The sequence below is a fragment of the Cohaesibacter celericrescens genome (assembly GCF_002866925.1).
Classification (GTDB): domain Bacteria; phylum Pseudomonadota; class Alphaproteobacteria; order Rhizobiales; family Cohaesibacteraceae; genus Cohaesibacter; species Cohaesibacter celericrescens.
Genome location: NZ_PKUQ01000054.1, coordinates 115,875 through 128,488 on the forward strand (window position 1 = coordinate 115,875; position 12,614 = coordinate 128,488).

The 12,614-nt window shown below is 49.4% G+C and carries 6 protein-coding genes, 2 tRNA genes and 3 rRNA genes; 3 read left to right on the forward strand and 8 right to left on the reverse strand.

Annotated elements, in window-relative coordinates; translation table 11 throughout:
- The 3 genes from C0081_RS20970 to C0081_RS20980 all read right to left on the reverse strand — a co-directional run bounded on the left by C0081_RS20970 (window position 1) and on the right by C0081_RS20980 (window position 3,816).
- Window positions 1–1,827, reverse strand: coding sequence for a sensor histidine kinase (locus tag C0081_RS20970; protein ID WP_101535692.1), 1,827 nt, complete (start codon window positions 1,825–1,827; stop codon window positions 1–3).
- Between the two features lie 207 nt (window positions 1,828–2,034).
- Window positions 2,035–2,868, reverse strand: coding sequence for an S-formylglutathione hydrolase (fghA, locus tag C0081_RS20975; RefSeq protein ID WP_101535693.1), 834 nt, complete (start codon window positions 2,866–2,868; stop codon window positions 2,035–2,037).
- Between the two features lie 162 nt (window positions 2,869–3,030).
- The gene (locus C0081_RS20980; RefSeq protein WP_146006508.1) at window positions 3,031–3,816 is read right to left on the reverse strand and encodes a hypothetical protein; all 786 of its coding nucleotides are present in this window, start codon (window positions 3,814–3,816) and stop codon (window positions 3,031–3,033) included.
- Between the two features lie 402 nt (window positions 3,817–4,218).
- On the opposite strand from C0081_RS20980, the gene modA reads away from it, so the two are divergent.
- Genes modA through modC form a run of 3 tightly spaced genes read left to right on the forward strand, consistent with a single transcriptional unit; the run spans window position 4,219 to window position 6,805 of the window.
- Window positions 4,219–5,007, forward strand: a complete 789-nt coding sequence (modA, locus tag C0081_RS20985; protein WP_101535695.1) for a molybdate ABC transporter substrate-binding protein — start codon at window positions 4,219–4,221, stop codon at window positions 5,005–5,007.
- Window positions 5,008–5,030: 23 nt separating this feature from the next.
- Window positions 5,031–5,726, forward strand: a complete 696-nt coding sequence (gene modB, locus C0081_RS20990; protein WP_101535696.1) for a molybdate ABC transporter permease subunit — start codon at window positions 5,031–5,033, stop codon at window positions 5,724–5,726.
- A complete protein-coding gene (gene modC, locus C0081_RS20995; RefSeq protein WP_101535697.1) occupies window positions 5,723–6,805 on the forward strand; it encodes a molybdenum ABC transporter ATP-binding protein in 1,083 nt (360 codons plus the stop codon). The genes modB and modC overlap by 4 nt, the downstream gene beginning before the upstream one ends.
- A 131-nt stretch (window positions 6,806–6,936) precedes the next feature.
- Here the strand turns inward: modC and rrf are convergent.
- The 5 genes from rrf to C0081_RS21020 all read right to left on the reverse strand — a co-directional run bounded on the left by rrf (window position 6,937) and on the right by C0081_RS21020 (window position 12,271).
- A 5S ribosomal RNA gene (rrf, locus tag C0081_RS21000) occupies window positions 6,937–7,051 on the reverse strand.
- 149 nt (window positions 7,052–7,200) lie between these two features.
- Window positions 7,201–9,940, reverse strand: a 23S ribosomal RNA gene (locus C0081_RS21005).
- A gap of 436 nt (window positions 9,941–10,376) precedes the next feature.
- Window positions 10,377–10,452, reverse strand: a tRNA-Ala gene (locus tag C0081_RS21010).
- 45 nt (window positions 10,453–10,497) lie between these two features.
- A tRNA-Ile gene (locus C0081_RS21015) sits at window positions 10,498–10,574 on the reverse strand.
- A 209-nt stretch (window positions 10,575–10,783) separates the two neighbouring features.
- Window positions 10,784–12,271 (reverse strand): 16S ribosomal RNA (locus tag C0081_RS21020).
- Together the 16S, 23S and 5S rRNA genes with 2 tRNA genes alongside form the textbook arrangement of a ribosomal RNA operon.
- Window positions 12,272–12,614 lie beyond the last annotated feature (343 nt).

The window sequence follows — 12,614 nt, forward strand, 5'->3', positions numbered from 1 at the left end:
TCACTCACTTGATCCGGGGTTCATCCCGTTTTCCTCATTGCCTGCGAGCGGCAATTTGATTTCAAAGGCTGTCGCCATACTTGCAAAAGTCGGCTCTATACAACTCAACGTCCCGCCAAAACCTTTGACCAGATTATAGGCAATGGGCAATCCCAATCCGAGTCCAACACCGTGGCCCTTGCTGGTGACAAACGGCTCAAAAATCTCACCTCGCCTCTCAGGACCAATACCGGAGCCGTTATCAGAGACCTCTATCACCCCCATAGAGCCGCGCCGAGAGATCAAGATCTGCACTATTGGCTGGACAGAAGCCTCTAGCCTATCCTTTTTGCCATCAGCAGCTTTGCCTTCCGATATGGCATCCAAGCTGTTCGCAACCAAATTGATCAACACTTGCTCCAACCGCGTGTGCCCTGCCATTACAAACAGATCGGAGCGAGCCCGAACCACAGACAATTCGGCCCCACATTTGCGCGCCTGAGGCAGCATCAGCATCACAGCCTCATCAACAACCCTCTCAACAGAGATCGCTTTAAGGCCAACACCGGGTTTACGCGCAAAGGATTTGAGCGATTTGGACAGGCCCGCCAAACGATCGACAAGTCTGGCAACACGACTCAAATTATCCTGTCCTTGCTCCTCACGGCCAGACGCAAACAACAATTGCGCATTGTCGGTATAGGAACGAATAGCCGCAAGCGGCTGATTGAATTCGTGACTTAACACAGCAGACATTTGCCCGATGGCCGCCAATTTGGCCGAGTGGATCAAACCTTCCTGCGTTTTGCGCAGTTCGCGCGTTCGAGCACGCACCCGTCGCTCGAGCGCTAGGCTTGACGCCATATCCTTGCGTCTTTGTACCAGCTGTTGGTGCTGCCGGTTAAACGCCACCCACAAGCTGCCAAGCACAAGCCCTGCAAATAAAGTGGAGGTCAAGCATGCGGTCGCGGCAACAAACACCGGCCCGCGCAGAGGCTCCATCGCAAAAAAAGTCCAGCCGAGCATTGGATCGGTTCGTTGCGCCGCGACATAGTCCCCAGCTATCGCCAATTGCCCCGACCCTTCCTTCCATTCAATGATCAAAGGGCCGAAATAGCTGTCTCGCATGATCAAATCTGTACCACTATTCACCACAGAAAACTCTGGTGCATCGGGATGCAAGGCCGCGTCGAGCCAGACCTCTTGATTGGACAGAAAAACATGCCCATTGGCCTGCGCAATAATAGGTTTTTCCGACAAGACCCACTCTTGTTCCGTCTGGCCCAAATCGACATGAACGGAAACCACACCAACCACTGCACCGTTAATCCGAACCGCACTGGAGAAAATATAAAAGCGCCCCACCCTATTGATCAACAAAGAGCGCCCGAGACGCCCGGTGAAAGCCTGTTGCACATCTTCACGCATAAGTGGGGCTGAGCTGCTAACCAAATTACGCGAACCAGCCCCGGCACGTACGGATAAATGACCGCCATCGACAAAAGTCAATTCAATTTCCGCAGCACCACTCATGCCCCCAATCTGCGAAAGCGCTTCAAGCGCCATCGTCACATCTTCATCGTCCCGATTGTTTGAATAGACCGCCAATACATCGGGACGGCGCGCAATCAACGGGGTCAGAAGTCGATATTTTTCAAGTGAATTGACCAGCCCGTTCACTTGCAAAGACAAACGATTGGACGATTGCAAAACGCTGGCAACCAACGCAGATCGGTAGCTAACGAGGGCTACTGCGATGAGGCTGATCACAACCACAAGGGTGACAACGGCCAAAACAAACCGGTGCCGACGCACCAACATCGCCGGTCGAAGGATCTGGTCTGCCATCAGCGGCCCCTCATTAAATTACACATGGCTAAAACGAAGCCCAATCAAGTCAGATTATGGCGCCAAAGACACACTCATTCAGATGTGAAACAAATATCGATAAAAGACAAGCCAACAGCAAAAACGCAAAAAGCCGCCAAAGCGACCTCTAGGCAACATTTGGCGGCTCTATCATAACCGGCAAGTATATGAAATTATGCGCAAACCCTAGTCGAGGCGATCCGCATGCCAAGCCATATGATCGGCCAAAAAGCTTGAAACAAAGTGATAGGAATGGTCATACCCACCCTGCATCCTTAGGGTCAAATCAACACCAGCCTTGCGGCATGCCGCTTCGAATGCCCAAGGGGTGAGTTGCTCCTCGAGAAACTGATCTGCCGTTCCCTGATCAATCAGGATATCGCCATCCCAGCCCTTCGCAAGCACCAGCATACAGGCATCATGCTGTTTCCACGGCTCCTGATCTTCCCCCAAATAAAGCTCAAACACCGTCTGCCCCCAAGGCACAGCTGCAGGATTGACAATGGGAGCAAAGGCTGAGACCGAATGGAATTTTCCCGGATATTTCATCGCAAGTGTCAACGCCCCATGGCCGCCCATAGAGTGACCGGTAATGCCAATAGCATCCTCATCAACGGGCAAAGCATCAATCACCAGCGTGCGCAGCTCGTTGGCTATGTAGTCTTCCATCTTGTAGTGAGAGGCCCAAGGGTCCTGCGTCGCATTGATATAGAATCCAGCCCCTTTACCAATGGCATAGCTCTCATTATCTGCGACTTTTTCGCCGCGGGGGCTCGTGTCTGGCGCGATAAAGATCATGCCGTGCTTGGCAGCATGCAACTGCGGCAAACCCTTGGTGGTGACATTTTCCCAAGTACAGGTCAGGCCGGAAAGAAAAAACAACGCGGGGCAGACAAAACCATCCAAGGCTTCACGTGGCAAAAACACGGCAAAATCCATGTCTGTGCCTGTGACGGTAGACTTGTGACGATAAACTCTTTGTTCCCCACCGAAAGACTTCGATTTTGAGATCATTTCCATGGTGTTCTATGCTCCACTTAGCTTTTCTGACACCCAACAAATTGGGGCAGACAATCCAACAGCCAATTGTCCAACGCAGGACATTTGGCGGCAGTGAACACCGAACAGCGGCCTTTGTCCAGCCAACTGGCACTCAATACGGGTGCCAGTTGGAAAAGAACGCTATTTCTTTTTCTTACCTAGAAGTTTTAAACGGCTTGCAATCGCCGCATCGCAACGCCCCTTGTCGCGACGGACGACAATTTCCTGAGCAAACGTTACATGTTGCCCAATCGGCCCACCGGTGAACGATGGCGTGCCTTGCGGCAAAATCTGCAGAACAGCATAATCGCCACCCGCATCAGTGAACAGCGCAAAGGGGGCTCCAGACACCTGCAACCCGACTTGACCTGTGCGCAGCGGCTGAACGGTAATACTCTGCCGCTTGCCATCCAGAACAAGCTCGGATTCACTCAGGCTGAGCTTCTTTTTCTTATTGCTGGCAATGGACCATTTGCCCATCAAGTCTTTAAGCTCGGTATCAACAGCAAGACACGAGTCATCTGCATTGGGTACGCTCAACCGTGTTGCTTCCCCTTGCTCAAGCACCTGACCGTTGGCACTCAGGCGATAAAGCATATGCGTATCATCGACCCGTGCAACATCAACCAGCGCGGCAGACAGGCCGTTGACCGACAGTTTGCGGGCATAAAACTGATAGCGTTCGCCCGGAATGAACCCTTTACGCATATATAGCCAAGTTCCGGGCGTTTTGCCGTCAAATATCAACCAATCGCTCATAACAAGAGGCCGAACACCATTGCCGTCTTTAAGTTCCCAAACTCCGGTGAAAAATGGCGTATCATCTGCAGCTCGGCTCACACCTGACAACACCGCCGCAAACAAGCATGCAGTCACCGTTACGCGTAGCAAACGAACACCGGATTGAAGAAAACGAAATTGCATCATAGTCAAACCCCTTGCATATGCCGAAAAAAGCACAACCCCATCCACGGCGTCATGAAAACGGTCCGTCGACCATTCTTTCTTTTCATAAACAAGTTTCTTCCCCTTTTCATAATTTGGCAATCCCAAGACAATGAAACATTGAAAACAAACAAGTTTTCTCTTCTCATATGGTTAACGCTTTGTTGATTTTAGTTTGACAAGCCCCCATAAGCTGCGTTCAATACACATGTCACCTGACGCATAAAAACAACAACTCTCAACGCTATCTTTATCTACATACACTCGTAATGGCTGCTTTATTCGGACTTAAAACCAACTTCGTAATGTGCCACAAATAGAACGCGACGATCACAAAAAATTGCAGGCAACAACCTCGAGACATCAGGAAACACAATCGTGTCCATGCCACAGCTATTCACATTGCTTATTTTGTTAATGGCACCATTATACACGCAATCAGCAAAAGCTGAGCCGATCACCCTCTTTGCAGCAGCCAGTCTCACAGGGGTTGTCAACGAGGCTACAAATCTGTTTGAAAAAGAGACCGGCATAAAGGTGCGTCTTGTTTTTGCATCGTCATCTACACTGGCTCGCCAGATTGAAGCAGGCGCGTCGGCTGATCTCTATTTTTCCGCAAATATCAAATGGATGGACTACCTAGTCAAAGCCGCACTGATTAAGCCAGAGACACTAATAAAAACACTATCCAACACACTCGTGCTCATATCACCCAAATATCTATCATTGGATTCACTGGCCACAATCGACACCCAAACACTTAATGATATTTTGGGGGACAGTGGCCTATTGTCGATGGGTGACCCAGATCATGTTCCGGTTGGGATTTACGGAAAAAAAGCACTGAAGCAGCGCGGCCTCTGGGAGCCTCTACATCGCCGAATAGCACGCGCAGACAATGCATTGGCCGCTTTGACACTTGTCTCGCGCGGAGAAACACCCCTTGGTATCGTTTATCAAACGGATGCGATCCATCAACCAAACGTCGACATATTGTTTGGTTTCGAACCAGAAGAAACCCAGATAGAGTATGCTTTAGCACTTACACAACAAACGAGTAGCGATGATGCAAAAAAGTTGCTCAATTTTTTATCCAGCGCTAGAGGTTTGGCGCTGTTTGAAAAATATGGTTTTACTATCTTGAAAGACTATCAAAGAAGCCAACCCAATTAAATCAGATCAATTGGACACCATCTATGATCGACTGGATTACACCAATTGAGACCGAAGCACTGCTGATAAGCTTCAAAGTTTCGTTTACAGCGGTGCTAATCAGCTTACCACTCGCGATTGCCACGGCATTTGTTCTATCAAAACCGGATTTTTTTGGAAAGGCTCTTCTGGATGGCTTGGTCCATCTACCCTTGATCTTACCACCTGTTGTTATGGGGTATTTGCTTTTGATAAGTTTGGGGACAAGGGCACCATTAGGACAGTGGCTACAGGAATCCTTCGGAATTCGCTTTATTTTCAGTTGGACAGGCGCGGCATTGGCGGCAGGCATTGTTACATTTCCTTTCCAAGTCCGCGCCATTCGCCTTTCAATAGAAGCAATAGACCCTGGCTTGATCAATGCAGCCAAAACCCTCGGTGCAGGCCCATTCGACCGATTTACGTCAATCATCATGCCACTTGCTCTTCCAGGCATAATTGCAGGCGCAATTACGGCATTTGCGGCGAGCCTTGGAGAATTTGGCGCCATCATCACGTTTGTTTCAAACATTCCCGGAGAGACCCGTACCTTGCCACTAGCAATTTACAGCGCAATTCAAACCCCCGGAGGTGAAAACGCAGCAGGTCGATTGGTTGTTTTATCTATTTTGCTGGCATTTTCAGGCCTTGTCCTTTCAGACATAGCGAACCGTCATATCAAGAAACGCATGAACCAATGAGCTTATCGGTTAAAATCAAACACAACATTGAGTCTTTTGATTTAGACATCAATTTTGAATCGTCCAAGCATGGTTTGACAGCTCTTTTTGGTCCATCAGGATCAGGAAAATCATTAACGATCAATATTATCGCAGGTCTCATAACACCCAAAACAGGAACAATCATTCTCAATGGGCAAATTCTGTTCAGCAGTGAAAAATCAATCAATATTGCAACCCACAAAAGACGCATCGGCTATGTGTTTCAAGATTTTCGATTGTTTCCCCATTTATCGGTAAAAAAAAACCTTTTGTTTGGCGCTAAACGGGCCCGAATATCACCTACAGATGATGAAACTAATAGCCTGATTAAATTGTTGGATATAGAGCATCTATTAGATCGCTATCCGAAGCATCTCTCAGGTGGAGAAAAACAGCGTATTGCCATAGGGAGAGCCCTATTGTCAGAACCACAACTGTTACTGCTCGATGAACCATTTGCCGCATTAGACCATCATCGCAAGGAAGATATTCTAAAACTCATAGAAACAATCCGCGTCAAATTTCAAATCCCAATACTTCTGATCAGCCATTCGATAAGTGACGTTTTACGATTAAGTAATCAGGTACATCTTCTATCTTCTGGGCGGATCGTTCCTGCTGACATACAAACAAACTTAGTTAGCCTACCAGATTCAGCAAACGGAACTTTAAAAACTTTAAGCCGAATTAACGGTGTCATCGAAGAAATTGATGTCAAGAATCAACTTATTCGGATTGGATTTAACGAGGGTAGATTATGGAAGAACCTAATAACAAGATACTCAGTCGGTGAAAATGTTGTCGTAAAGATAGATCCAGATGACGTCATACTATCTCTTCATCAGTTGAGCCACCTGACCACTCTAAACCAATTGAAAGCAAAGATTACAAAGGTCAGTTTTGTTCCAATTAACCATGTATATATTTCACTATTGGTTGGGTGCACGACCATACATTGCCGTGTTGGCAGCGATTTATATATGTCTTTAGGATTATGTGTTGGTGATGAAGTTTATACAATTGTGACGCGTTTTAGTATAGATCGCGTAGTTATCTGATTACCGGGAATCTATTTTTGCGTTTTCTATATTTTCTGATTCTATTTTTGACGTATTTGAGAGAATTTTAGACACAAAAAACCCCCAACGATTTTGATCGAAGGGGGTTTTTTAAACTTTGTCTTTAACAGGCCCGGCAGCGACCTACTCTCCCACGCCTTAAGACGGAGTACCATCGGCGCTGAGGAGCTTAACGGCCGAGTTCGGGATGGGATCGGGTTTGGTCTCCTCGCCATAACCACCGGGCCGGTTAAAGACAAAGATGAGAAGCTGGTATTTTACGCGTTGATTTGAGATGTGACTAGCATCGCAACACCTCACTTGAGGATCGCGTTTTCGCAATCGCCTTTTGGCAGTTGCAAAGGTCTATTTTGAATGAACATTGATAAATGAGAGGGATCAAGCCGATCGAGCTATTAGTACTGGTAAGCTTCGCACGTTACCGCGCTTCCACACCCAGCCTATCAACGTGGTGGTCTTCCACGGCTCTGATAGGGAGAACTCGTCTCAAGGGGGGCTTCCCGCTTAGATGCTTTCAGCGGTTATCCCTTCCACACATAGCTACCCTGCAATGCGGCTGGCGCCACAACAGGTCCACCAGAGGTGTGTCCAACCCGGTCCTCTCGTACTAGGGTCAGCTCCTTTCAATTCTCCTGCGCCCACGGCAGATAGGGACCGAACTGTCTCACGACGTTCTGAACCCAGCTCACGTACCGCTTTAATTGGCGAACAGCCAAACCCTTGGGACCTGCTCCAGCCCCAGGATGCGATGAGCCGACATCGAGGTGCCAAACAATGCCGTCGATATGGACTCTTGGGCATCATCAGCCTGTTATCCCCGGAGTACCTTTTATCCGTTGAGCGATGGCCCTTCCACACGGGACCACCGGATCACTATGACCGACTTTCGTCTCTGCTCGACTTGTCAGTCTCGCAGTCAGGCTGGCTTATGCCATTGCACTCAACGACCGATTTCCGACCGGTCTGAGCCAACCATCGCGCGCCTCCGTTACTCTTTGGGAGGCGACCGCCCCAGTCAAACTACCCACCATGCGCTGTCCCGGATCCGGATAACGGACCGCGGTTAGACAGCCATGACAACAGGGGTGGTATTTCAAGGATGGCTCCATCTGAGCTGGCGCCCAAACTTCAAAGCCTACCACCTATCCTACACATGCCAACACAACTGTCAGCGCAAAGCTATAGTAAAGGTTCACGGGGTCTTTCCGTCTGACCGCAGGAACCCCGCATCTTCACGGGGAATTCAATTTCACTGAGTCTATGCTGGAGACAGCGGGGAAGTCGTTACGCCATTCGTGCAGGTCGGAACTTACCCGACAAGGAATTTCGCTACCTTAGGACCGTTATAGTTACGGCCGCCGTTTACCGGGGCTTCAATTCGCAGCTTGCACTACTCCTCTTAACCTTCCGGCACCGGGCAGGCGTCAGACCCTATACGTCGCCTTGCGGCTTCGCAGAGCCCTGTGTTTTTGATAAACAGTCGCAACCCCCTGGTCTGTGCCACCCGCATCTGGTTGCCCAAATACGGGTCTCCCTTCTCGCGAACTTACGGGAGCAATTTGCCGAGTTCCTTCAGCATAGTTCTCTCAAGCGCCTTGGTATACTCTACCTGTCCACCTGTGTCGGTTTAGGGTACGGTCTAACGTGGGTGCTATTTCCTGGAACCGCTACGCTGCATCACCAATCCAATAAGGCAATACAACTACCGCGATCCGTCACATCCCACTGGTACAGGAATATTAACCTGTTTCCCATCGACTACGCATTTCTGCCTCGCCTTAGGGGCCGACTAACCCTGCGCTGATTAGCATTGCACAGGAACCCTTGGACTTTCGGCGAGAGTGTCTCTCACACTCTTTATCGTTACTCATGTCAGCATTCGCACTTCTGATACCTCCAGCGCCCCTCGCAGGTACGCCTTCATCAGCCTACAGAACGCTCCGCTACCGCGTGCATAAAATGCACACCCGCAGCTTCGGTGCATGGCTTTAGCCCCGGTACATTTTCGGCGCAAAGACCCTTATTTAGACCAGTGAGCTGTTACGCTTTCTTTAAATGATGGCTGCTTCTAAGCCAACATCCTGGTTGTTTTGGGATCCTCACATCCTTTCCCACTTAGCCATGACTTAGGGACCTTAACTGGCGGTCAGGGTTGTTGCCCTCTCCACTACGGACGTTAGCACCCGCAGTGTGTCTGCTGAACAGTACTCTTGGGTATTCGGAGTTTGATTAGGTTTGGTAAGACGGTGAGTCCCCCTAGCCCATTCAGTGCTCTACCCCCCAAGGTATTCATTCAACGCACTACCTAAATAGTTTTCGCGGAGAACCAGCTATCTCCGGGTTTGATTGGCCTTTCACCCCTAGCAACAAGTCATCCCCGCCTTTTTCAACAGGCGTGGGTTCGGTCCTCCAGTGCGTGTTACCGCACCTTCAACCTGCTCATAGCTAGATCACCCGGTTTCGGGTCTAATCCATCGAACTAATGCCCTATTAAGACTCGCTTTCGCTGCGCATACACCTAACGGCTTAAGCTTGCTCGATAAATTAAGTCGCTGACCCATTATACAAAAGGTACGCCGTCACACTTGCGTGCTCCGACTGCTTGTAGGCGTTCGGTTTCAGGATCTCTTTCACCCCCCTCGTCGGGGTGCTTTTCACCTTTCCCTCACGGTACTGGTTCACTATCGGTCGACAAGGAGTACTTAGGCTTTGAGGGTGGTCCCCCAATGTTCAGACAAGGTTTCTCGTGCCCCGCCCTACTCAAGTCTTCATATCTTCAACACCCCTACAGGACTGTCACCTTCTTCGGTTAGCCTTTCCAGACTATTCAAGTTAGAAAATATAAAGCACTGGCCTGGTCCGCGTTCGCTCGCCACTACTAACGGAGTCTCTGTTGATGTCCTTTCCTACAGGTACTTAGATGTTTCAGTTCCCTGCGTTCGCCTCTTACACCTATGTATTCAGTGCAAGATACCCTTGCGGGTGGGTTTCCCCATTCAGATATCCACGGATCAAAGCTTGTTCGCAGCTCCCCATGGCTTTTCGCAGCGTACCACGTCTTTCATCGCCTCTTGTCGCCAAGGCATCCACCAAACGCCCTTATTACACTTGATCTCTCTCATTATCAATGTTCATCCCAAATGGAATAATCACATCAATTCAAGATGTTCATTCAAATCAGCACTCAGAACAGATCACAAGCAGGATCTGCAGTGTCAAAAAAGTGCTGATGTTTTTAAGGCATATCTTACGTGTCCAATCGGCTAAGATGGACACAATATGCCTAGACCAGCTTCTCGAGATGCAATCAAAACCGCGCGGTCAGGCTAACGGTTAGCAAACGCCCTGAGTAAAACCCAGTCGATCACATCTTCTCTTCACAATGTAAGGAATAACATACAGAACCAATGGCTCTGTAAAACAGTTCTCAATTTGACAAGCAACCAATCGGATACCCTAAAGACCATCATCGCACAAAATCAAAGCTCTCACACATTGCAAAGCAATGTGTTGACGCTTCAACCTCGGCGCTCGCAGAGCGAGCTTGACTTGGTGGAGCCAGACGGGATCGAACCGACGACCTCCTGCTTGCAAAGCAGGCGCTCTCCCAACTGAGCTATGGCCCCAATCAAGACAGTCGTTCACAGTCCAACGCTACAAAACCTAAATATTGGTGGGCCGAGGAGGACTTGAACCTCCGACCTCACGCTTATCAGGCGTGCGCTCTAACCACCTGAGCTACCGGCCCCAATGCTTAAAGCATGCGCGCCTGCATCGCCCAACCAATCGAAAGGACGAGCAAAACAGACTTGTCAAATTTAAAGAGAAACGAAGACGGCGAGGTCTTGTAGACAACCCCCGAAAGGGTTGGTGTCCTTAAAGGACTTTATGTCTAATCAGATCAAAAATAACCCAACCAATACAAGTATTAGCTAAATCATCCTCAATCATCCTTAGAAAGGAGGTGATCCAGCCCCAGGTTCCCCTAGGGCTACCTTGTTACGACTTCACCCCAGTCGCTGACCCTACCGTGGTCGACTGCCTCCCTTGCGGGTTAGCGCATCGCCTTCGGGTAGAACCAACTCCCATGGTGTGACGGGCGGTGTGTACAAGGCCCGGGAACGTATTCACCGTGGCATGCTGATCCACGATTACTAGCGATTCCAACTTCATGCTCTCGAGTTGCAGAGAACAATCCGAACTGAGACAGCTTTTGGAGATTAGCTTCACCTCGCGGTGTCGCTGCCCTCTGTCACTGCCATTGTAGCACGTGTGTAGCCCAGCCCGTAAGGGCCATGAGGACTTGACGTCATCCCCACCTTCCTCCGGCTTATCACCGGCAGTCCCCCTAGAGTGCCCAACTAAATGATGGCAACTAAGGGCGAGGGTTGCGCTCGTTGCGGGACTTAACCCAACATCTCACGACACGAGCTGACGACAGCCATGCAGCACCTGTATCCGATCCAGCCTAACTGAAGGATAATGTCTCCACTATCCGCGATCGGTATGTCAAGGGCTGGTAAGGTTCTGCGCGTTGCTTCGAATTAAACCACATGCTCCACCGCTTGTGCGGGCCCCCGTCAATTCCTTTGAGTTTTAATCTTGCGACCGTACTCCCCAGGCGGAATGCTTAATGCGTTAGCTGCGTCACTTATGAGTATACCCACAAACAACTAGCATTCATCGTTTACGGCGTGGACTACCAGGGTATCTAATCCTGTTTGCTCCCCACGCTTTCGCACCTCAGCGTCAGTATCGAGCCAGTAAGCCGCCTTCGCCACTGGTGTTCCACCGAATATCTACGAATTTCACCTCTACACTCGGTATTCCACTTACCTCTCTCGAACTCAAGACTTCCAGTATCAAAGGCAGTTCCGAGGTTGAGCCTCGGGATTTCACCCCTGACTTAAAAGTCCGCCTACGTGCGCTTTACGCCCAGTGATTCCGAACAACGCTAGCCCCCTTCGTATTACCGCGGCTGCTGGCACGAAGTTAGCCGGGGCTTCTTCTGTAGTTACCGTCATTATCTTCACTACTGAAAGAGCTTTACAACCCTAAGGCCGTCATCACTCACGCGGCATGGCTGGATCAGGGTTGCCCCCATTGTCCAATATTCCTCACTGCTGCCTCCCGTAGGAGTCTGGGCCGTGTCTCAGTCCCAGTGTGGCTGATCATCCTCTCAGACCAGCTATAGATCGTCGCCTTGGTGAGCCATTACCTCACCAACTAGCTAATCTAACGCGGGCCCATCCTTAGGCGATAAATCTTTAATCCGAAGATCACATACGGTATTAGCCCAAATTTCTCTGAGTTGTTCCGTACCTAAAGGTAGGTTCCCACGCGTTACTCACCCGTCTGCCACTAATCCCGAAGGATCCGTTCGACTTGCATGTGTTAAGCCTGCCGCCAGCGTTCGTTCTGAGCCAGGATCAAACTCTCAAGTTAAGAGAATTCAATCAAACTCATATCACGTTCATTGACAAGAGCTGAATTAAACATCAATCCTGACATCAAATCCAAGCTTCTTATAAAAACGTAACGAGCTTTAATCTATCCTGCTACCGAAGTAGCTCAAGACCAAGCCGTCCACGTTTCTCTTTAATCATTCCAAATTGTCAAAGATCAAAAAGCCTAATCAATAAGCCTTTTCAAAGTCATAGCGCCAAAACCCTGATCAACATTTACTCTTGCCTATCAGCGCTTAGGGGCAAACAACCCCGCCGCCAGCAGCGTCGCCGCCGTCGATGAATGGCGTTATAGGCCCACAATCCTGAAGAGTCAAACACAA